This window comes from Streptomyces sp. NPDC002886, assembly GCF_042888445.1.
Lineage (GTDB): Bacteria > Actinomycetota > Actinomycetes > Streptomycetales > Streptomycetaceae > Streptomyces.
The window spans coordinates 968,607-990,289 of record NZ_JBIAPV010000004.1; the positions used below are offsets into that span (position 1 = coordinate 968,607).

Genomic DNA, 21,683 nt, shown 5'->3' on the forward strand with positions numbered 1-21,683 from the left:
CCCACAACCCCCGGCTCTTTTGTGCCCACCTTCTGTTTTTTTTTTCGTGGGGGGGGGGGGGGGGGGGGGGGGGGCCCCCCGGGGGGGCGGGGGGGCGCCCCCCCCCCCGGCCCCCCCCCGCGCCTGGTGAGCGGTGGCCCGGCCTCAGCGGCTCGCGAGGAGTTCGAGCGTGTCGATGACCCGGTTCGAGAAGCCCCACTCGTTGTCGTACCAGGCGACCACCTTGATGTGGCGGCCTTCGACGCGGGTGAGCTGCGAGTCGAAGATGGAGGAGGCGGGGTTGCCCGTGATGTCGGAGGACACCAGCGGGTCGTCCGAGTACTCCAGTACGCCGGCGAGCGGGCCCTCGGCCGCGGCGCGGTAGGCGGCCAGGACGTCCTCGCGGGTCACGTCGCGGGCGACGGTGGTGTTCAGCTCGACGATGGAGCCCACCGGAACGGGGACGCGGATGGAGTCGCCGGAGAGCTTGCCGTCCAGGTTCGGCAGGACCAGGCCGATGGCCTTGGCGGCGCCCGTCGTGGTCGGCACGATGTTCACGGCGGCGGCACGGGCGCGCCGGGGGTCGCGGTGCGGACCGTCCTGGAGGTTCTGCTCCTGCGTGTAGGCGTGCACCGTGGTCATGAACCCGTGCTCGATGCCCGCGAGTTCGTCCAGTACGGCGGCCAGCGGCGCGAGCGCGTTGGTCGTGCAGGAGGCGTTGGAGACGATCGTGTGCAGCGCCGGGTCGTAGGAGTCGCTGTTGACGCCGAACGCGAGCGTGATGTCGGCCCCGTCCGCCGGTGCGCTGACGAGCACCTTCTTGGCACCGGCGTCGATGTGGGCGCTCGCGGCCTTGGCGGTGGCGAACCGGCCGGTGGCCTCCAGCACGATGTCCACGCCGAGTTCCGCCCAGGGCAGCTGCGACGGCTCGCGCTCGGCGAGCACCTTGATGCGGCGGCCGTCGACGACGAGGACGTCCCCGTCGACGGTCACCGGGCGGCCGAGCCGGCCGGAGGTGGTGTCGTAGGCGAGCAGCCGCGCGAGGGTGGCGGGTTCGGTGAGGTCGTTGACGGCGACGACCTCGAGCTTGCTGTCGCGTTCGAGCAGCGCGCGGAGCACGTTGCGTCCGATGCGGCCGAATCCGTTGATGGCGATGCGAGTCATGGTGTCTCCCTGTTCCCTGTCCCTTGGGTTCTCCACCAGGTTCGCGGGTCGGGAGCGTCGGCGACAGCGGCGCGATCGCCACGGTCCGCAAGGATCGCGCCACTCGCAGGCGGCCGCGGACTCACTCGCCCCGGGCGAACGTGCGCCGGTACTCGCTCGGCGTGGTCCGCAGGATGTGCTGGAAGTGCAGGCGCAGGTTCGCCCCGGTGCCGAGGCCCACGTCCGCGGCGATCTGCTCCACGCTCCGCTCCGAGCGCTCCAGCAGCTCCCGGGCCACGTCGATGCGGGCGCGCATCACCCACTGCATCGGCGTGTAACCGGTGTCCTCGGCGAACCGACGCGAGAAGGTGCGCGGGGACACCGCCGCGTGCCGGGCGAGTACCTCCAGGGTGAGGGGTTCGCCGAGCCGGTGCAGCGCCCACTCGCGGGTGGCGGCGAACCGCGGGCCGAGCGGCTCGGGCACGCTGCGCTGCACGTACTGCGCCTGCCCGCCGCTGCGGTAGGGGGCCGCGACCAGCCGGCGGGCCGTGTGGTTCGACGCGGCGACCCCGAGATCGCTGCGCAGGACGTGCAGGCACAGGTCGATGCCGGAGGCGGCTCCGGCCGAGGTCAGCACGGAGCCCTCGTCGACGAACAGGACGTTCTCGTCGACCCGGACCAGCGGCCACTTCGCCGCGAGCGCCCGGGTGTAGTGCCAGTGCGTGGTGGCGCGCTTGCCGTCGAGCAGGCCCGTCGCGGCGAGCGCGAAGGCTCCCGTGGAGATGGCGGCGAGCCGCGCGCCCCGGTCGTGGGCGGCGATCAGCGCCTCGACGACGGCCCGCGGCGGGTCCTCGCGGTCGGGGAACCGGTAGCCGGGGACGAAGACGGTGTCGGCCCAGGCGAGGGCTTCGAGGCCGTGGGCGACGGAGTACGACAGGCCGTCACCTCCGGTCACGAGCCCCGGGGCGGCGCCGCACACGCGGACCTCGTAGGGCATGCTCGCGCGGGTCGTGAACACCTGCGCGGGGATGCCGACGTCGAGGGGCTTCGCCCCTTCGAGGACGAGCACGGCGACGTGGTGGGGGCGGGAGGCTGGCACCGCGACATGCTTCCGAAGGGGCGGGAGGCTTGTCAAGCATCACGGTTAGTAAACCTTCCGATTGAGATAACCACCTATCAGTTGGTCCAGACCTGTTGACGGCGGTCCTTCCGGAGGATTAGGTTCCCGGCCACGGAGCGCACACGAAGCGGATACGACATCAACTGCCCACGCCCGCCCGGCCGCAGGCCCCCCACCCACGGGCCCGCCGCCCCGTCCCCACGCGTCCCCGACGGGCCGCACGACGCCCACGCCTTCGCGTCTGCGCTCCCCGCCGTCCCCCCATTCCACTGGAGGCACTTCCTTGCGTACCCCATCCCGAACCCGTACCCGGCTGGCCTGCGCCGTCGGCGCGACCCTGCTCGGCGCGGCCGCGGTACTGACCTCCCCCGGGGCGGCCTTCGGCGCCAACGTCCTCTCCAACGGCGACTTCGAGTCCGGCACCACGGCCGGCTGGTCCTGTTCCGGCGGGCTGGGCTCCGTGGTCGGCTCGCCCGTGCACGGCGGGAGCAAGGCACTGGCCGGCGCGGCCAGTGCGAGCGACAACGCCAAGTGCGTCCAGACTGTCGCCGTGCAGCCGAACACCGCCTACACGCTCTCGGCCTGGGTCAAGGGCAGCTACGTCTACCTCGGCGTCACCGGCGGCGCCTCCACCTGGACCCCCTCGGCGGCCTCCTACACCAAGCTGACCGTGTCCTTCACCACCGGCGCCTCCCAGACCAGCGCCGAGATCTACCTCAACGGCTGGTACGGGCAGGGCACTTACTACGCCGACGACATCACCCTGGACGGCCCGGGCGGCACCGTCGACACCCAGGCCCCCACCGTGCCCGGCAGCCTCACCTCCACCGGCAAGACCTCCACCACGGCGTCCCTGAGCTGGTCCGCGTCCACCGACAACGTCGGCGTGAACGGCTATGACGTCTACCAGGGCGGCACCAAGGTCGCCACCTCGGGCACCACCAGCGCGACCGTCAGCGGCCTGACCCCCAGCACCGCCTACGCGTTCACCGTGCGCGCCCGTGACGCCGCGGGGAACACCTCGGCCGCCTCGAACACCGTCAACGTCACCACCGACACCGGGACCACGCCGCCGACCGGCTTCAAGCAGGCCGCTCCGTACCTCTACCTGGGCTGGGGCAACCCGCCGAGCCCGACCACCGTCATGAACGCGACCGGCACCAAGTGGTTCACCATGGCGTTCATCCTCTCCTCCGGCGGCTGCAACGCCTCCTGGGACGGGCAGCGCCCGCTGACCGGCGGCGTGGACCAGAGCACCATCGCCTCGATCCGCGCGGCCGGCGGCGACATCGTTCCCTCCATCGGCGGCTGGCAGGGCAACAAGCTCGGCCCCAACTGCTCCAGCGCCGAGGCCCTGGCCGGTGCGTACCAGCAGGTCATCAGCGCGTACGGCCTCAAGGCCATCGACGTGGACATAGAGAACACCGACGAGTTCGAGAACGCCGTGGTCCAGGACCGCATCCTCGGCGCCCTGAAGATCGTCAAGCAGAACAACCCCGGCCTGAAGACCATCCTGACCTTCGGCACCTCCACCACCGGCCCGACCAGCTGGGGCAACCGGCTGATCGAGCAGTCCAAGGCGCTGAACGCCGGCATCGACGTCTTCACGATCATGCCGTTCGACTTCGGCAACGCCTCGACGGACATGTACGCCAGCACCGTCAGCGCGACCGAGGGCCTCAAGGCCAAGCTGAAGTCCGTCTACGGCTGGGACGACGCGACCGCGTACTCCCACATCGGCATCTCGGGGATGAACGGCATCAGCGACACCCAGGAGACCACCACCGTCCAGAACTGGACCGACATCCGCAACTGGGCCAACTCCCACCACATCGCGCGCCTCGCCTTCTGGTCGGTGAACCGCGACCGCGGCTGCCCCGGCGGCGGCCTGCAGGAGACCTGCTCGGGAATCGCGCAGAGCGACTGGCAGTTCACCTCCATCACGGCCGGCTTCACCGGCTGATCCGGCGCCTCGCACCCGTGGGGGCCGTCGCGGTGATCCGCGGCGGCCCCCACGGCCCGTACGGGGTCAGGAACCGCTCGGGGCCTGCCCTTCGGCGCCGGCCCGGACCCGGGCCCGTACGGCCTCCGGATACTTCTCGGTGAAGCGCAGGGCTCCGACGATGGTGAGGATCTGGATGATCCATCCGGTCCAGATGTTGTTCGGATCGCGCAGCACCAGGTCCCCGTACGCCCCGACGATCGCGTTGATCAGGAAGGCCAGCCCCCAGACCCCGGTGATCAGGTAGTTGGTCCGCTTGAAGACCGGCGTGTCCCAGAACTTCCGGTCGACCTGCTCCCGCGCGTACTGGAGGGTGAACGGCACTCCGGCCAGGATGGATCCGAAGGCGATGAGGAACAGCGAGACGTTCGCGACCTCGCCCGCGTAGGTCTCCAGCCAGCGTCGCGTGCCGTCACTGGCGAAGATCCCGACGACCGTCAGGACCGCGAAGAACACGACGTCGGAGAGTTCCAGGATCTTCAGGGAGGATCCCGGATTCAGCAGGCGGCTGCCGACGACGAGGCAGACGGAGATGGCCAGGGCCAGCCCCACCGCCCATTCGAAGCGTCCGGGCCCCACCACGAAGGCGAAGAGGATCCAGGGGGACAGCCCCACGAAGGGGCTCTCCAGGAAGTGCGCCACCTTGTTCGTGCCGTGGGCACCAGCCGTGTGCGCCATGGGTCAGCCCTTCCTGCCGCGGCCTCGCCCCCCTTCCTTCCCAACGTACGCCGACACCCCCGGACCGACCTGCCGTGGCCGGATCGGGGCGACGTGCGTGCCGGATGGGGCCGTGCCACGCCCCCGAGGCGCGCCTCTCCCGCGAGGCCCTGCCGGTCCTCGGGGTCGGCGGCCTGCCGGCCGAGAACTGCCGGGACTGCCCGGCGCGCGGCAAGGTGTGCGCCAAGACCGGCGCCGCGGTGGGGCTGGACGCCCTCAACGACCGCCTGGGCGTCGGCGCCATCACCATCGCCGGCTACCTGGACAAGGGCGACGGCCGCTTCGACGTGTTCTACGCGGGCGTCACCGGCGCCTCGACCCCGACGACCGATCCGAGCGGCATCCTCGACATCGCCGACGACCTCGCCATGATCGCCGCGCACCTCCAGGAGGCGGCCGCAGCGCCCACTCCCGGGCGCCTGTCAAGTAACGAATAGCCGGGTCTACGCCCCCGCGCCGCCTCCGGGCACGGTGGAGAGCGACCGTCCTGCGCACCGCAGGAGCGACGCCGTCCGGACCGGAGGCAGACCACCATGACCGACATCGCCATCATCGGACTCGGCCGCCGCTTTCCCGGCGTCCCGGGCACCCCCGGTACCCCCGGCATCCCCGGCCACCGGACCTCCGTGGACCGCCCCGGCGCCCCGCACCACGTGGTCGCCGGTGTGCACCTCGGCCCCACCCCCGGCAGCCCGCTCGGCTCCTCCGGGCTCCGGGCCCCGTCCGGAACCGGGGTGCGCCACCCGTTCGACGCGGTGGGCGGCGGATTCGTCCTCGGCGCGGGCGCCGGTGTCCTCGTCCTGCGGCCCTTCGCCGAGGCCCTCGCCGCCGGAGACCGCGTCTACGCGGTGCTCAAGGGAGACGGCCCGGCCGACGGCGACCTGGCCCTGTGCCACCTCGCCGCGGGCACGGCCCCGACCGGGCACCCCCTGTCCGCGGCGGCCGTCGCGGAACTGCTCACGTCGGCTCTGATGCTCCCCCGCCACACGGTGGTCCTGGGGCCGGCCACGACCCCGCGCCCCGCCCGTGCCCCGGAGGACGCCCGGTTTCCGGACCGCGCGGCCGGCCCCGCCCGGTTTCCGGACCGCTCCGCGGACACCGGGAGCACCGGAGGCGCCCACGGCTCCGGAGGAGTCCCCGGCACCGGTCGGCCCCAGCTCGTCTTCCTCTCGGCCGGAAACCCGGAGCTCCTGGACCAGTACATCGGCGAGCTACTCGACGTACTCGACGCGGCGGACCGTACGCCGCTGGCGGCCCTGGCCCACGCCCTAGGCGCGCGGGCGCCCCGGGTGGCCCGGCTCGCGATCGTGGCCACCGACACGGCCGGACTCCTCCTGCGGCTGCGCCACGCCCGTGAGCAGCTCCTCGCCGGAGCCCGGGGCGACCTCGGCGACGGCGCCTTCGCCGCCGACGCCCCGCTGCCGGCCGCGCAGCGCCGTACCGCCTTCCTCTTTCCGGGTCGGGGCAGTCAGCGGCCGGACATGATGCGGGACCTCTACGCGAGGTTCCCCGCCTACCGGTCGGCCGTCTGCGTCCTGAGCGCCGTGGCCCGGGCCGACCTCGGCTTCGACCTGGCCGACCTGCTGTACGGCGAGGCCTCCGCGTACCGGACGTCGCAGACGTCCGGGGTCTCCCACGTGTTCCCCGTGGACAACGGGGAGCTCGGGCGCAGGCTCGCCGCCAGCGAGGTGTGCCTGCCGCTGCTCGGCGCCGTCCAGATCGCCGCCACCCGCGTCCTCGCCGACTGCGGGATCAGCCCCGACCTCGTCCTGGGCCACGACTCGGGCGAGTTCGCGGCCGCCGCCGCGGCCGGGGCGCTGACCCACGTGGACGCCGTCCGGCTGCTGGTGCACCGGGGCGCCGCCCTGCGGCGGGCCGCGACCGGGCTCCGCGCCGAGGAGGCCCTGCGCCCGGGCCTCGCCACCCGCCGCATCGCCGTCCCCGCCGTGCCCTTCGTGTCCTCCGTGAACGCGGAGGTCTGCACCGACCCCGAACGGCTGCGCTCCCTGTGGCTCCGGCAGGCCTCGGCGCCGGTCCGCTTCGACGATGCCGTCCGCACCGCCTACGGCCAGGGGGCCCGCGTCTTCCTCCAGGTCGCCGGCGGGGACTCGCTGCTGGCCGCGGTCCGCCGGATCCTGCCCGGCCGCGACGTCCACCTCGTCCCCGTCACCGGGGAGGTGCCGGACGACGGACGCACCTTCGTCCTGGCACTCGCCCGGCTCGCGGTCCTGGGCGCCCCGGTCGACCCGCGCGCGGTGGTCCCCGCGCGGGAGCGCGGGCTCCCGGACCCCCCGGTCCAGGGGCGCCCGGGCAGGTGACCGCACTGCGTTGGTGCTCCTTGCCGCTCCGGATGATGCTTGTCAGTGGAGCCCCTGGCCAGCGAAGGCGAGATGAGCGGCGATGGAGCAACTTCCCACCCCTCCCGGTGAGCGGGCGGCCCGGACGACGCACGCCTCCCCGGAGGCCCCGGTGCACGCCTCCCCCGGGGCCTCGTACACGGCCACGGCCACCGTCAGCGACCAGGGCGTCGTGACCGGGTGGAGCGAGGAGGCCCGCCGGCTGCTCGGCTACGCCTCCTCGGAGGTCGTGGGGCGGCCCGCCGCGGACCTGCTCGCGGACCGGTCCGACCGATCCGGCGGGCCCGCCGGATCCGGCGGTACGGGTCCTGCGGCGCGGCCGGTCGCGCCCGGGCAAGAGCGGTGGAGCGGCACGGTCCCGCTGCGCCACCGGGACGGCCGCCGGCTGGACTCGGCGCTGCTCGCGCACCGCAGGGCGACACTCGGCGAGGCGGCCGAGTGGTTCGTGGTGTCCGCCGTGACGGGGGCGCCCGACGCCTCCTGGGAGGGGCCGCTGGGCGAATGGGCCTTCGACCGCTCCCCCTGCGCCATGGCGGTCTTCGACGAGGACCTGCGGCTGGTCCGGGCGAACGCGGGCATGCACCGCGCGCTCTCCCTGACGGAGGCCGAGATGCGCGGGCTGCGCCTGTCGGAGATCGCCCCCGACCCGGTGAGCGAGGAGACCGAGCGGGGGATGCGCCGGGTGCTGGAGACGGGCGAGCCGCAGGCCGTGGACGGCTTCGTCCGGCCGCCCGGCGCGGGCTCCGCGCACGGCTGGGCGACCTCCCTGGCCCCCGTACCGGGTCCGGACGGCCGGGTACGGGCCGTGTACCTGAGCGCGCAGGACAGGCCGGCCGGTGACGCCGCCCCGAGGCAGCCGCTCCCGCCGACCCTGGCCGGTGCGCGCGTCGACACCCCGCCGGACAATGCCCGTACCGCGCAGGAACTGGCCGACGCGGCCGTCCCCCGGCTCGCCGACTTCGCGGTCGTCGACCTGCTGGAACCCTCCGCGCGCGGCGAGACCCCGACGCCCGGGAGCGGTCCGCTCACGGTGTCCCGCAGCGCCGTGCGCTCGGTGCTCGGCGGGAGCCAGGAGGCCCGGTTCGCGGTCGGCGACCGGGCCGTCTACCCGGCGCTGTCGCCCCCCGTCGAGTGTCTGGCCGCGGGACGCGGCGCGGTGTACGGGACCGCCGACCCGGCCGTCGCCCGGTGGGTCGCGCAGGATCCCGGGGCGGGCTGGATCGGTGAGCACGGGACCCATTCGATGATGCTGGTGCCGCTGCGCGACGGCCGGGTCACCCTCGGCCTGGCCCTCTTCAGCCGTCAGCAGGGCCGGGAGCCCTTCGACCTGGAGGACCTGCGGCTGGCCGAGGAGCTCACCGCCCGGGCCGCCACCGCAATCCACCGGGCGCGCAGGACCGTCCGGGAGCACACCACCACGATGACGCTGCAACGCAGCCTGCTCCCGCACACGCTGCCCGCGCAGTCGGCGCTGGAAATCGCCTCCCGCTACCTGCCCTCCGGCGGCGAGGCCGGTGTGGGCGGCGACTGGTTCGACGTGATCCCGCTGTCCGGGGCCCGGGTGGCCCTGGTCGTGGGCGATGTCGTCGGACACGGCATGCGCGCCTCCGCCACCATGGGCCGGCTGCGCACCGCGGTGCGCACGCTGGCGGACGTCGACCTGCCGCCGGACGAGCTGCTCACCCACCTCGACGACCTGATCATCCACCTGGCGGCGGACGAGACGGGCGGGGAAACGGCCGGGGGCATCGGCACCACCTGCCTGTACGTGGTCTACGACCCGGTGACCCGCCGGTGCACCGCCGCCCGGGCCGGTCATCCCCCGCCCGCCGTGGTCTCCCCCGAGGGCTCCGCGTACCTCCTCGACGTCCCGGCGGGGCCACCGCTGGGCCTGGGGGGCCTGCCCTTCGAGACCATCGAGGTCGACCTTCCCGAGGGCAGCCTCCTCGCCCTGTACACCGACGGCCTCCTGCAGACCCGCGAGCACGACATCGACGAGGCCCTGGACGGCATGCTGGCGGCGCTGATCCGGCCCGCCTCCAGCCTGGACACCGTCTGCGACCGGGTGCTGACGGCGATGCTGACCCACCGCCCCGACGACGACGTGGCCCTGGTCGTCGCCCGGACCCGGGCGTTGCACACGGACAAGGTGGCCGTCTGGGACCTGCCCTCCGATCCCTCCTTCGTCGCGCAGGCCCGCCGCAACGCCACCGACCAGCTGGCCGCCTGGGGGCTGGAGGAGGCCGCCTTCGTCACCGAGCTCGTGGTCAGCGAACTGGTCACCAACGCCATCCGCTACGGCTCGCCGCCCGTGCAGCTGCGGCTGATCCACGAGGGCACCACGCTGATCAGCGAGGTTTCGGACTCGAGCGGTACCGCCCCGCACATGCGGCGGGCCCGGATCTTCGACGAGGGAGGGCGCGGGCTGCTGCTGGTCGCGCAGCTCACCCAGCGCTGGGGCACCCGGCACACCCTCGTCGGCAAGACCATCTGGGCCGAGCAGTCCCTCGTCGACTTCTGAGGACCTTCTCCCCTGCCCTGTTACGCGCCCGTGACGGACGACGGACAGGCTGGTGAACTCCCCCCGACATGCTCTTTAACACGGACATACACACACATTCGTGGATATGTCTTCTGCTTTCAAAGGTGCGAGCAGCCGTGATGACCGAGCCCGATGTCGGAGGAAGTCCCATGAGCCTCACCCTGGTCGCACCGCACACCGAAGCCGAAGCCCCCGCCACCGTTCTCGCCCCGCGCGAGCAGGAGGCCCTGCGCCACATCGCCGCCGGCCGCACCTACGTGCAGACGGCCCGCTCGATGGGACTCTCCAAGCACACGGTCGACGCCTACCTGCGCCGCATCCGCGCCAAGCTGAACATCAACACCACGGCGGAAATGACCCGCCTGGCCATCTCCATGGGCCTCTGAACCCGAAGCCCGTGGACCCGAAGCCTGTGGACCCTAAGGATCCGTGAACACCGGCCGGGCCCAGTCCGGAGGCTCCCGGGGCGGCGCCTGGCTCCCCGGTTCCGCCGGCCCCCGAGCGGCCCGCCGGGCCGGTGCGGCGGCGGTGGCGACGGCGGTGGCCGCACGCAGCGCCGCCACGAATTCCAGGCAGGAGTCGTAACGGTCCTCCGGGACCTTCGCCAGGGCCTTCGCCAGCACGTAGTCGGCAGCCGACGCGATATCGGGCCGCTTCTCCGTCAGGGGAGGCGGCTTGTCGTACTGGTGCGCCCACAGCAGCGCGGGGGCGTCGTCCCGGACGAAGGGCGGCCCGCCGGCGAGGGACTCGTAGACGACACAGCCCAGGCTGTAGACGTCGCACCTGCCGTCGACCGGGCGCCCCGAGATCTGCTCCGGCGCCACGTAGTCGATCGTGCCGACGAACTCGCCCGCCGTGGTGAATCCGGTGAGGGCCAGCGATTTCTTCGTCAGCCCGAAGTCCGTGAGGTAGACGTGCTCCGGGTGGTCGCTGTCGGTGCCCTCGGCGACCAGGATGTTGGCGGGTTTGACGTCCCGGTGCACCAGCTCGTGCTCGTGGGCGGCGTCGAGCGCGGAGGCCACCTGGGCGGCGATGCGCAGCGCGGTCGGGACGGGCAGCGGGCCCTCCCGGTCCAGCAGGGTCCTCAGGTCCGGTCCGATCACGTACCGCATGGCGATGTACAGGACCCCGTCGGTCTCCCCCGCTTCGAAGACGGGCACGATGTGCGGGTGCTCGATCCTGGCGGCGACCCGGGATTCGTGGGCGAAGCGGCGCCGGAAGACCTCGTCCCGGACGCGCTCCGGGGCGATCAGTTTGAGCGCGACCGTACGGTCCAGGCGCAGGTCCTTCGCCTGGTAGACGACGGCCATGCCGCCCCGGCCGATGATGCGCTCGATCCGGTAGCCGGCGATCTGCCGTCCGATCAGGCCGGAGGCCCGCCCCGTGTAAAGGCCCCGGTTCGCTGCCGTGCCCATCAGGCGCCTCCCGCCGCAAGTCTATCGAGTGATCCACACGCACGCCCGTGGGGCGAGCGGCGCTCGCCCCACGGCCGGGTGCCCCGTCCGTTCAGATGCCGCGGCGGCCGCGCAGGGCCACCACGGAGATCCAGAGCAGCGCCGTGACGGCTCCGACGGCCAGGGTCAGGGTGCCGGCCCGGCCGCCGGCCATCGCCCAGCCGTTGCCGATCAGGAGGGCGGTACCGGCGGCCCTGGAGGCGATCGCGTAGCGGCGGTTCCCGGCCCGGCCGAAGTGCCGGCCCAGGACGTAGCAGGCGACGATCAGCGAGGTGAAGGTGACCGACCCGGCGGCGAAGTGGGCGTAGCTGTGCCAGGTGAGCGCGGCGGTCTGCGCGGAGGGGGCTCCCACGGGGAAGCCGTCGATCGGGTCCATGACGAAGGCTCCGGCGGCGATCATGCCGATGCCGGCGATCCGGACCAGCCGTGGCGCCCAGGTGCCTCCCGGGGTACCGCCGAGGACCCGGCGCAGGCCGGTCGCCCCGAGGGCGAGGAGGGCTCCGGCGAGCAGGAAGTTGGTGATCTGGAGCCAGCCGAGGCTTCCGTTGCTCAGCGCGCTCAGCGGGTGGTGGGTGATGTCGAAGCCCTGCCGGGTCGCGGCTTGGGTCAGGGAGACGGCCGCCCACAGCGGGGAGGCCACGACCGCGCAGGTGAGCAGGGCGCGGGTGGTGGCGGCGGAGGAGGAAGCGGAGGAGGAGCGGGTGGCGGTGGCGGTGGGGGCCTGGGTGCTCATGGCGGGTGCCTCTCGGGTTCGTCGTACGCGGCTCTCGTTCGGTTCTCGCTGATACGTCGAACCAGAAAACCGACAGGGAATGCGCGCGTTCCCTGTCACATCGCCCGTTCGACGTGTAGGCAAGGTGCGGGCAGCAGCTCGGCACCACGAGACGAGGAGTCCCCATGCGCTACCTGATGACGACGAAGCCTTCCGACACCGCCCCCGACGAGCGCCTGTACGCCGAGATGGGCAAGTTCATCGAGGAGCTGACCGCGGCCGGCGTCCTGCTGGCCACGGGCGGCCTGGAACCGGGCGGCATCCTGGTGGCCTCCTCCGGCGAGGAGATCACCGTGACGGACGGGCCGTTCGCCGAGGCCAAGGAGGCCGTGGCCGGTTTCGCGCTGATCGAGGTCCGGTCCAGGGAAGAGGCGATCGAGCTGGCCCGCCGCTTCCGCCGGATCGTCGGCGACGGCGAGAGCGTGGTCCAGCAGGTCTTCGGCCCCTGATCCGTGCCGGACACCTCGCGGACGATCGACGCGGTCTGGAAGCTCGAATCGGCCAAGATCATCGCCACGCTCACGCGCATGGTGCACGACGTCGGCCTGGCCGAGGAACTCGCCCAGGACGCGCTCGTCGCCGCGCTCGAACAGTGGCCGGGCGCCGGGGTCCCCGACAACCCCGGCGCCTGGCTGACGACCACGGCCAAACGGCGGGCGGTCGACCACATCCGGCGCTCCCGGATGCTGGCCGGCAAGCAGGAACAGCTCGCCCACGAGCGGGAAGAGCGCGAGGAGCGGCAGGAGCCCGAACAGGACGACGTCCTGCGGCTGATGTTCCTCTCCTGCCACCCCGTGCTGCCGACCGAGGCCCGTGCGGCGCTCACGCTCCGACTACTGGGCGGACTGACGGCCGAGGAGATCGCCCGGGCCTTCCTCGTCACGGCGGCCGTCGTCACCCGGCGCATCGCCGCCGCCAAGCAGACGCTGGCCGAGCGCCGCGTGCCCTTCGACCTCCCCGGGGAGTCGGAGCTGCCCGAGCGGCTGTCCTCGGTGCTGGAGGTCATCTACCTGATCTTCAACGAGGGTTATTCGGCCACCTCGGGCGACGACCTGATGCGCCCGGGGCTCTGCCTCGAGGCGCTCCGGCTGGGCCGGCTGCTGGCCGAACTGGCCCCCCGGGAGGCCGAGGTCCACGCCTTGGTCGCGCTGATGGAGATCCAGGCCTCCCGTTCGGCGGCGCGCACCGGGCCCTCGGGCGAGCCCGTCCAGCTCCACGAGCAGAACCGGGGACGCTGGGACCAGTTGCTCGTCCGCCGCGGGTTCACCGCGATGCTGCGCGCGCGGGAGGCCGGCGGGGCCCCGGGCCCGTACATGCTGCAAGCGGCGATCGCCGTGTGCCACGCGCAGGCACGCACGGCCGAGGAGACCGACTGGGCGCAGATCGCGACCCTGTACGGGGCGCTGGCCCGGCTCCTGCCGACGGCCGTGGTCCGGCTCAACCGGGCGGTGGCGCTGGGGATGGCGCACGGGCCGCAGGCCGGCCTCGACTTGGTCGACTCCCTGGTCGCCGATCCCGTGCTCCGCGACTACCACCTGCTGCCCAGCGTCCGCGGAGACCTGCTGCTGCGCCTGGACCGCGGCCCGGAGGCGCGGCTGGAGTTCCTCCGGGCGGCGGCCCTCGCCAAGAACGCCGCCGAGCGCGCCTTCCTGCGCCGCCGTGCCGAAGCGGTACCCGCCGACGGCGGCCCGGCCGGTCCGGCGCCGGGTCCGACCCTCGGCCGGGCCGCGGAGGGCTTCCTCGGCCGGGCGGAGCTGGACGCGGCGACGGTCCGCTCGTACGGCCAGACCCTGCGGCGCCTGCGCCTGGACCTCGGCGACGCGGCGCCGCTGTCCGGGCTGACGGCCGAGGAGGTGGCCCGGGTGTGCACGGCCGCCTGGGGCTCCGCGGCGGCCAGGACCTGGAACCGGCACCGTGCGGCCGTACGCTCCTTCGGTGCCTGGGCCGGCCTGGAGGAACTCGCGGCAGGGCTGGAGCGGCGCCCCGAGCCCCGGCTCCGGACGACCGCGCCGGACCCCGCGATGCTCGACGCGCTGTGGAGCGACCCCGGAGTTCCGCTGCGCGAACGGACGTTGTGGCGGCTCCTGCACGAATCGGCCGCGGGGGTCACGACCGTACTGTCCTTGAACGTGGAGGACCTGGACCTGGAGGACCGCCGGGCCCGCGCGGGCCGCACGTGGGTGAGCTGGCGCTCCGCGACGGCCCGGCTCCTGCCCCTGCTGCTGGCCGGCCGCACCCGGGGCCCGGTGTTCCTCTCCGACCGCCGCCCCGGCCCGGCCCGCACCCCCGCCCCGGCCGACCTCTGCCCGGACACGGGCCGGCGCCGCCTGTCCTACGAACGGGCCGAGTACCTCTTCAAGGAGGCCACCAAACCCCTGGACCCGGCCCACGAGGGCTACACCCTGCGCCGCCTGAAACCCGACCCGCAGGCCACGCCCCGAAGCTAAGCCGCCAGCAGGGCGATGGTCCGGGCGAGTTGGGCGCGTACGGCCTCGTCGGTGATCGTGCCGTCCGCGCCGACCGTCCCTCGGTCCACGGGGATCCGTACGCACGCCGCGTCCCTGATGTCGGCGCCGGTGTAGCCGAGGACGGTCCGCAGGGTGTCCTCCGCGCCCTGGCCGCGTCCCGGGGCCGCCGCGTTCACCCAGGCGGCGGGCTTGTCGCAGATCTCGGTGCCGCCGACCGTCCAGTCGAGCAGGTTCTTGAAGGAACCCGGCAGGGTGCCGGCGTACTCCGGGGTGCAGATCAGGATTCCGGCCGCCTCCGCGATTGCGGCGCGCAGCCGGGCCACGGGAGCGGGCAGCGGATCGGCGTCGTCGTCGGGGTTGAAGTGCGGAAGGTCCGCCAGCCCCTCGTAGAGGACCGTCCGCACCCCCGAGGGGGCCGCGGCGCGCGCGGTGCGCAGGACGGTCTCGTTGGAGGAGCCGGCCCGCAGGCTCCCCGACAGCAGAAGGATCACGGGCGGCGTGGACGGCGTAGGCATGCGCCCCAATGTAGTGATCCGTCGCCCCGCCGTGGTCATCCGTCGCCTCGCGGAGCCCGCGGAGCCCGCGGGGTCAGCCGAAGCGGCCCTGGACGTAGTCCGAGGTGCGCGGGTCGGCGGGGGTGGAGAACATGGCCGCCGTGGGGCCGTGCTCCACGATCTGGCCGGGCGTGCCCTGTTCCGCGAGGAAGAAGGCGCACTGGTCGGAAACCCGGGCCGCCTGCTGCATGTTGTGCGTCACGATCACGATGGTGACCTCGTCGGCCAGTTCGCGCACGGTCTCCTCGATGCGGCGCGTGGAGGTGGGGTCCAGGGCCGAGCAGGGTTCGTCCATCAGCAGGATCCGCGGCCGGACCGCGAGGGAGCGGGCGATGCACAGGCGCTGCTGCTGGCCGCCGGAGAGCGCGCCGCCCGGCTGGCGGAGCCGGTCCTGGACCTCCTTCCACAGCCCGGCCTTGGTCAGGCACTCCTCCACGAGCGCGTCCTTGTCGGCCGCGGAGGCGCGGGTGCCCGTCAGCTTGAGGCCCGCCGTGACGTTGTCGTAGACCGACATCGCCGGGAAGGGGTTCGGCTTCTGGAAGACCATGCCGATCCGGCGGCGGGCGTCGGTGAGCCGGCGGCCGCGGGCGTAGACGTCCTCGCCGTCGAGCAGGACCTCACCGGCCAGTTCGGCGCCCGGGATCAGCTCGTGCATCCGGTTGAGGATCCTCAGGAAGGTGGACTTGCCGCAGCCCGAGGGGCCGATCAGAGCCGTGACCTGCCCGCCGGGCATCGTCAGGGAGACCCGGTTCAGGACCTTGCGGCCGCCGAACCACGCCGAGATGTCCCGGGCGTCGAGGGTGGACGCGCCCGTTGCCGGGACGGTGGGGAGGGGAAGCGTCTGGGTGGTCATCACGGCCTCGTTCACAGGAGGTTGGGCAGGAGGAGGGCGGCCTGGTCGGCGACCGCCAGGCCGAGGGCGGCCAGTACGGGGAAGCCGACGAGCCAGGTGTGCGCGCGGCCCCAGCGGATCCGCGCCCAGGCCAGGGCCGCCGCGGCGAGCAGCAGCGCCTGGGCCCACAGGACCAGCGGGAACCAGGCCGAGGTCTGGCTCCCGAGCGGGGCCTCGTCCGCGGCCAGCCGCCCCGGGGTGCGGCCGCCGGACTGCTGCACGGGCGAGGTCAGTTCGGCGTCGACGTGCACCACGCCGGCCGGCATGTACGGGGTCCCGTCCGCGGTCATCAGGGTGAGCAGGGCCGCGTCACCGGTCGGCCGGGCCGGTCGCGGGTCGCCGGCGCGCCGGACGCCCAGCACCTTGTACGTGTGCTCGCCCTGGCCGGTGACGACCCGGAAGGTCTCCCCGCGCTCCAGGTCCGCGATGTGGGCGAAGGGGCCGCCGTAGCCCGCCTGCCGGCCCATGAGGATGCTCGTGCCGGGCTGTCCGGGCAGGACCGTGTCGCGCCGGTGGCCGGGCCCCGAGGCCAGTACCCCGGAGGTGGTCGCCTCGCGGACCACCTCGCGCAGCCCGATCTGCGGGATCTCCAGCAGGGCGACGGGGGTGCCGGGCTCGGTCGGCCCCAGCGGCGCGGTGGCGTTGGCGAGCCCTTCCCGCAGCTGCGCGTACCCCACCCGCCGGTCCCGCTCGTGGCGCAGGTGTCCGAGCGGGCCCACTTCCGCGACGAAGCCGAGGAGCAGGGCGCCCAGGATGGCCAGGGCCGCGCCGGTGGCCCACAGGCCGGGTGAGCCCGTACGCCCCGCCGGGGCCCCGGGGGCTCCGGCGGGGTCGGGGCGCACGTCCACCGGCGGGGTGGAGGTGGCTGTCATCTCGTGTCTTCTCCGAACGCGGCTGAGGATGCGGGTGCCGCGGGGACGCGGGTACTGCGGCCGGTGCGGTGGCCGGTGCGGTCAGTTGCCCGCGAAGGTCAGCAGGCCGCGGCGGCGTGCCCACCAGACGAGCCCGCCGCCGGTGAGGACGAGGGCCCCGGAGAGCAGGCTGATCGTGGTGGCGTCGGCGCCGGTGTTGGCGAGGCCGCCGCCGGGGCCGCCGGATCCGCCGGCCGCTCCGCCCGTGACGTTGGTGGAGACGCCCACGCTGCCGCCGCTCGTGGTCGTCCCGGTGGAGGCCGACCCGGTCGGGGAGGGGGTGTCGGTCGGGGTCGGCGTAGGGGACGTCGAGTCCGAGGGGGTCGGGGTCGGCGTGTCGGTCGGGGTCGGGGTGGGCGTCGCGGTAGGGGTGGGGGTCGACGTGGGGGTCGGGCTCGGGCTGGGCGTGGGGGTGGGCGTCGGGTTCCCGGTTCCCGGGTCCGTCGTCTGGTAGTCGGTGCCGGAGGTGAACCACATGGAGCCCGCGAACTCTCCGTAAATATCCGGCCCGAAGGGCATGCGGCACACGACCGTCAGGTCGTAGCGGCCTTCCAGGGTGGCGAAGCCGGCCTGCTTCGCGTAGTCCTTCATGGTCATCGTCAGCGGGATTCTCAGGCCGCCCGTTTCCGTCGGCGGGTACGTGGTGATGGGCGCGTTGCCGACCAGATTGAGGCCCTCGGCCGGGAAGCCCTTGCCGACCACCTTGACCAGAACGTACGTGGCGGGCTCCGGACAGGCGGCCGACGTGGTCACGTCGACGTTGCTGTCGTCGTGACCGGTGGCCGGGTTGATCGTCGCCGAGCCGGTCGGGGCGGCGTGGGCCGTCGTCGGCACGGTCAGGGCCAGGCCCACGAGGGCGGCGGCCGCGGCGGCGGCACCTGCCGCGGCTCGGCGGCGGGGGCGGGTGAACTGCACGATGGACTCCTTCTTGGCGTTCTGGCGTTCGTTGGTATCGGAGGTGGCGCGCCTGCGGCCCGACGCGGCGGCCGCGGCCCGGGCCAGACGCCGGCGGCGCCACACCCACAGCCCGCCCCCGGTGATCACGAGGACCATCGCGAGCAGCGCCCACGGCACCGTCCACAGCGACACCGAGCGGGTCAGGGACGGAAGTTTGGGGTCCACGCCGTCGCGGGCGGCGACCGGCTGGACGGAGACCACGGCGGAGGACCGCACCACCTGGGCCACTCCGTCGGCCTTGGCGGTGATCGTCAGCGCGGTGCCGGGCAGCACGTCGCCGAGGTCCTTGACGCCGGACGCGGTGACGGAGGTGCCGAAGAGGCCGTTGACGCGTACGGCCTGCCGGGCGCCGAGCCGCACATTGCCGGTGTTGCGCAGGGTGTACGTGACGGTCGCCGAACCCGTGGAGAAGGGGTTCGCGGATCCTTCGTACGAGGCGGACACCTGCTGTACCTCCAGGCGCGGGGTCAGGGTCCCGGCGGCGCGGACGTAGACGCGGGCACCGACCCGCTGGTCGAGCTTGACCTTGTTGCCCTGGGCGTCCGTGGCTCCGGCGGCGAGCGAGGCGACGATGCCGCCGGTGTGGTCCCCGGGGGTCACGTCGCGGGGGACGGTGACGGTGAAGGGGACGATGACGTTGCCCTTGGGCGGGACGGTCACCTTGGCCTTCTCCAGCTTGATCCAGCTGCCCGCGTCCTTCGGCGCCTGGCCGGCCGGGAGCAGGTCGAAGCCGCCGTCGAGGGTATTGACCGCGTCGCTCGCGTAGACGGCGAGGGTGAGCGGCTGCTCGCCGTAGTTCCAGACGGCGATCTGGTCGCGGGTCGTGGCTCCGCCGGTGACCCCGTAGGAGAAGTGGGCCCGGGCGTCGGGTCCCTTCGGTCCGGCGGGCTGCACGCCGAAGGTGGACTTGCGGTCCTCCCCGGGCGCGTGCGGGGCCGAGGCCGCGGCCCGCGCGGGTGCTACGGCCACCAGCACGAGCAGCCCGGCCAGCGCGAGCAGCATGAGCAGCAGGTTGGGGAGCGGGGCGGCCGCGGCCGACGGGCCGGGGCGGCGGCCGCGCCGGGCGGCGGGGGCGGTGGGGTTCATGGCTCGGGCGTCCGATCCGGAGAAGGGGTGCGGTGGGTCCAGGCGTCAGGGGCGGGCCGGAGCGGCCGCGGGGAAGCGCGGCCGCTCCGACCCGGAGCTCACGCCTGGATCAGATGGCGGTGAGCGTGAGGGTGGCGGAGTACGTGCCGGCCACCGTGGAGGTCGGGACGTTCAGCGCCAGGTCGGCGGTGACGTGCGCGGTACCGAGACCGGTGCCGTTGGCGAGGGTGCGGGCGGACTTGAGGCCCGCGGTGCCCGGGTCGGTGGCGGCCGCTCCGTGCGCGGCGGGGACGACGGAACCGGCCGTCACCGTCTGCGCGGGAGCCTTGTCGACGAGCTTCGGGCTCCAGCCCAGGTTCTGGCCGTTGATGGCGTGGGTGGCACCGTCGGAGAAGTCGGTGACCTGGCCGCTGACGGTCCAGCCGGGGTTGCCGGCGCGAGTGTCGGTGAGGGTGACCGGGTTGATGGAACCGGCCGTGGTCAGCAGGTCCCCGTCGGCGCCCAGCAGCGGCGAGGGCAGGGTGACCTGCGGGTTGGCGACGCTGATGGCCAGCGCGCCCGAGGTGACGGTGGTGGTGATCGTCTCGGAGGCGGAGACACCGGCGAAGGCGCCCACCACGTACGGGATCGCGCCCGAGTCGGAGCCCAGGAACGCGCCCGCGTTGGCCGGGACGAAGACGGCGGTGAAGGAGTGGTTGCCCACCGGGAGGCTGCTGGTGTTCAGCACCGCGGTGCCGTTCGCCACCGGGACGGTGCCCAGGGTGCTGGTGGAACCGCCGACGGTGTCGGTGAACTTCACCGAGCCCGCCGCGCCCGCGGGGGTGACCGTGCCGGTCAGGGTCACCGGGCTGTACTGCGGCGCGGTGCCGGCCGGGGAGACGGCCAGGGCGGTGGTGGTGGCCGTGGCCGCGGCGGCCGTGACCACGTAGGAGACGGCGGAGGAGGCCGAGCCGTTGTACGAGGCGCTCGCCGGCGTGAAGACGGCCGTCAGGCTGTGCGTACCGGCGGTCAGGTTGGACGTGGTGAGCGCCGCGGTGCCGTTGTTCACGGTGACCGGGGTGCCCAGGTCGGCCGCGCCGTCCCTGAACTGGACGGTGCCGCCGGCGCCGGCCGGGGTGACGCCCGCGGTCAGGGTGACCGGGGTGCCCGCCTGCGAGGGGCCGGCCGGGGCGACCGCGAGGGAGGTCACGGTGTCGGTCTTCACCGCCGGGTCGGTGTTCTGGTAGGTGGTGTTGGAGGTGAACCAGATCGCGCCGGTGTAGTCGCCGAGGCTGGTGCCGTTGAAGGCGGTGCGGCAGATCACGGTGAAGTCGTACTTGCCCTGCAGGGTGGTGAAGCCCGCCTGGCTGGCGTAGTCCCGCATGGTGGAGGTGAGCGGGATGACCATGCCGCCGTTGGCGGCGGTCGGGTAGGTCGCGATGGGCGAGTTGCCCACCACGTTCAGGCCCTCGGCCGGGAAGCCGGAACCCGCCACCGTGACGAGCACGTTGGTGGCGTTGGCCGGGCAGGCGGCCGAGGTGGTGAACGCGATGCCGGACGTGTCCGCGCCGGTCGCCGGGTTGATCTCGATGGTGCCGATCGGGGCGGCGTACGCGGCGCTCGCCCCGGCCAGACCCGCGGCGAAGGCGGTGGTCACGGCGGCGACCCCCAGGGCCATGGTCCGCAAAACTCTGTTCTTCAGCACAACGTCTCCAGAATGTGAAGCTCGAGCGGCGATCAGGGTGAGGGGCAGGGTCAGGGGGTCTGCTTGGTGATGTCGCCACAGTTCGGGCTGGTGGCAAAGCCGTAGGTGTTGATCACCGAGGTCTGCTTGCAGATCTCGGAGTTGGCGCCGACGAAGACGGTGCTCCACGGCGCGGTGGCGACCTTGCTCGTCGGGATCACGTTGTAGACGTCGCGCTTCACGCCGAACCCGCTGTTGAGGACGGTGGGCGCCGTGCCGTCGACCGTGCCGAGGATGGCGCGGCCGCGCAGGTCCGCGATGGTCTGCGAGGACTGCGACTGGTACTGGGCGATGGAGAACGGCACGATCGACTTGTCGTCGAGGAGGCGGCCGTCGTGCTCCTGCACCGGGGTGGTGCCCTTCTTGTCCTTGATGCAGGGGTGGATGCCGGCGACGACGTCGGCGTCCGTGATCCCCATCTGGGACTCCCAGAAGCTGCGGGTGCCCGAGCCGGCCTGCGGCAGGTAGACCGTCATGGCGTAGTTGGGGCCCGAACCCACGTAGTTCGGGTCGCAGTGGTAGATCGCCTTCAGGTCGGTCAGCGACAGCTTGCGCGGGATCGCCGAACCGGGGGTGATGGCGTACGTGACGCCGTCGACCGCGAAGGGCACGTAGGTCAGGCCGGGGGCCGCCGCCGCCAGGTTCAGCGAGGAGGAACGGGCGAAGTCCAGACAGCCGTTGCCCGCCTGCAGCGAGGTGAGCAGCGCGGAGCGGCCGGCGCCCGAGCCGTTCGGGCGGGCGATGGTGCAGTTCCCGTTGGCCGGGTCCTTGGTGGTGATGTTCGCGGAGCCGGTGGAGTCGTAGGAGCCGATGACCTTCTGGCCGCCCACGGTGATGGCCGAAGCCATGCCGTTCATGACGTCCTGGGTCGTGTCGGAGCCGACGCCGGAGAGCTGGCGGTACGTCGGCGCGCCCGACGGGTCGGCGGCGGCGAGGCCGGCTCCGGCGACGGTCGCCGCGAGGGCGAAGGCCGAGATGCCGAAGGCGATTTTCTTCTTGTTCACTT

At 73.4% G+C, this 21,683-nt stretch carries 18 protein-coding genes; 7 read left to right on the plus strand and 11 right to left on the minus strand.

From position 1 onward, the window contains the following. Nucleotides 1–144: 144 nt before the first annotated feature. The gene (gap, locus tag ACFYYB_RS22685; RefSeq protein ID WP_383954724.1) at nucleotides 145–1,143 is read right to left on the minus strand and encodes a type I glyceraldehyde-3-phosphate dehydrogenase; all 999 of its coding nucleotides are present in this window, start codon (nucleotides 1,141–1,143) and stop codon (nucleotides 145–147) included. A gap of 121 nt (nucleotides 1,144–1,264) precedes the next feature. Beyond that, the gene (locus tag ACFYYB_RS22690; RefSeq protein WP_389437064.1) at nucleotides 1,265–2,221 is read right to left on the minus strand and encodes a GlxA family transcriptional regulator; all 957 of its coding nucleotides are present in this window, start codon (nucleotides 2,219–2,221) and stop codon (nucleotides 1,265–1,267) included. Between the two features lie 304 nt (nucleotides 2,222–2,525). Between ACFYYB_RS22690 and ACFYYB_RS22695 the strand changes: the two genes are divergently transcribed. Then, nucleotides 2,526–4,205, plus strand: a complete 1,680-nt coding sequence (locus ACFYYB_RS22695) for a carbohydrate binding domain-containing protein (protein WP_389437065.1) — start codon at nucleotides 2,526–2,528, stop codon at nucleotides 4,203–4,205. Nucleotides 4,206–4,271: 66 nt separating this feature from the next. Here ACFYYB_RS22695 and ACFYYB_RS22700 read toward each other — a convergent pair whose 3' ends face one another. Then, nucleotides 4,272–4,922, minus strand: a complete 651-nt coding sequence (locus ACFYYB_RS22700; RefSeq protein WP_389437066.1) for a hypothetical protein — start codon at nucleotides 4,920–4,922, stop codon at nucleotides 4,272–4,274. 104 nt (nucleotides 4,923–5,026) lie between these two features. Here ACFYYB_RS22700 and ACFYYB_RS22705 point away from each other — a divergent pair, with 104 nt between their 5' ends. The 4 genes from ACFYYB_RS22705 (at nucleotide 5,027) to ACFYYB_RS22720 (ending at nucleotide 10,246) form a co-directional block, all read left to right on the plus strand. Next, the gene (locus tag ACFYYB_RS22705; RefSeq protein WP_389437067.1) at nucleotides 5,027–5,398 is read left to right on the plus strand and encodes a hypothetical protein; all 372 of its coding nucleotides are present in this window, start codon (nucleotides 5,027–5,029) and stop codon (nucleotides 5,396–5,398) included. A gap of 96 nt (nucleotides 5,399–5,494) precedes the next feature. Then, nucleotides 5,495–7,279: an acyltransferase domain-containing protein gene (locus ACFYYB_RS22710; protein WP_389437069.1), complete on the plus strand. Its 1,785-nt coding sequence runs from the start codon at nucleotides 5,495–5,497 to the stop codon at nucleotides 7,277–7,279. 82 nt (nucleotides 7,280–7,361) lie between these two features. Beyond that, complete coding sequence (locus ACFYYB_RS22715; protein WP_389437070.1) at nucleotides 7,362–9,839, plus strand: SpoIIE family protein phosphatase; 2,478 nt, start codon at nucleotides 7,362–7,364, stop codon at nucleotides 9,837–9,839. Between the two features lie 170 nt (nucleotides 9,840–10,009). Continuing rightward, a complete protein-coding gene (locus ACFYYB_RS22720) occupies nucleotides 10,010–10,246 on the plus strand; it encodes a response regulator transcription factor (protein WP_389437071.1) in 237 nt (78 codons plus the stop codon). Between the two features lie 33 nt (nucleotides 10,247–10,279). Here ACFYYB_RS22720 and ACFYYB_RS22725 read toward each other — a convergent pair whose 3' ends face one another. After that, a complete protein-coding gene (locus ACFYYB_RS22725; RefSeq protein ID WP_389437072.1) occupies nucleotides 10,280–11,275 on the minus strand; it encodes a serine/threonine-protein kinase in 996 nt (331 codons plus the stop codon). Nucleotides 11,276–11,366: 91 nt separating this feature from the next. Then, nucleotides 11,367–12,047: a DUF998 domain-containing protein gene (locus ACFYYB_RS22730; protein ID WP_389437073.1), complete on the minus strand. Its 681-nt coding sequence runs from the start codon at nucleotides 12,045–12,047 to the stop codon at nucleotides 11,367–11,369. 164 nt (nucleotides 12,048–12,211) lie between these two features. On the opposite strand from ACFYYB_RS22730, the gene ACFYYB_RS22735 reads away from it, so the two are divergent. Both ACFYYB_RS22735 and ACFYYB_RS22740 read left to right on the plus strand, forming a co-directional pair. After that, a complete protein-coding gene (locus tag ACFYYB_RS22735; protein WP_389437074.1) occupies nucleotides 12,212–12,535 on the plus strand; it encodes a YciI family protein in 324 nt (107 codons plus the stop codon). 3 nt (nucleotides 12,536–12,538) lie between these two features. Next, the gene (locus ACFYYB_RS22740) at nucleotides 12,539–14,533 is read left to right on the plus strand and encodes a sigma-70 family RNA polymerase sigma factor (RefSeq protein ID WP_389437077.1); all 1,995 of its coding nucleotides are present in this window, start codon (nucleotides 12,539–12,541) and stop codon (nucleotides 14,531–14,533) included. On the opposite strand, the gene ACFYYB_RS22745 is transcribed toward ACFYYB_RS22740, so the two are convergent. The 6 genes from ACFYYB_RS22745 to ACFYYB_RS22770 form a co-directional block, all read right to left on the minus strand. Continuing rightward, entirely contained in the window at nucleotides 14,530–15,069 is a 540-nt protein-coding gene (locus ACFYYB_RS22745) for an NADPH-dependent FMN reductase (RefSeq protein WP_389437078.1), read from the minus strand. The two genes, ACFYYB_RS22740 and ACFYYB_RS22745, sit on opposite strands and share 4 nt — an antisense overlap. A 73-nt stretch (nucleotides 15,070–15,142) precedes the next feature. Continuing rightward, entirely contained in the window at nucleotides 15,143–15,961 is an 819-nt protein-coding gene (locus ACFYYB_RS22750) for a phosphate ABC transporter ATP-binding protein (protein ID WP_389437079.1), read from the minus strand. Between the two features lie 11 nt (nucleotides 15,962–15,972). Next, entirely contained in the window at nucleotides 15,973–16,872 is a 900-nt protein-coding gene (locus ACFYYB_RS22755; RefSeq protein WP_389437080.1) for a sortase, read from the minus strand. 81 nt (nucleotides 16,873–16,953) lie between these two features. After that, nucleotides 16,954–18,954, minus strand: coding sequence for a WxL protein peptidoglycan domain-containing protein (locus tag ACFYYB_RS22760; protein WP_389437081.1), 2,001 nt, complete (start codon nucleotides 18,952–18,954; stop codon nucleotides 16,954–16,956). Between the two features lie 109 nt (nucleotides 18,955–19,063). Next, nucleotides 19,064–20,638, minus strand: coding sequence for an Ig-like domain repeat protein (locus tag ACFYYB_RS22765; RefSeq protein WP_389437082.1), 1,575 nt, complete (start codon nucleotides 20,636–20,638; stop codon nucleotides 19,064–19,066). Between the two features lie 50 nt (nucleotides 20,639–20,688). Next, entirely contained in the window at nucleotides 20,689–21,681 is a 993-nt protein-coding gene (locus ACFYYB_RS22770) for a hypothetical protein (RefSeq protein ID WP_389437083.1), read from the minus strand. Nucleotides 21,682–21,683 lie beyond the last annotated feature (2 nt).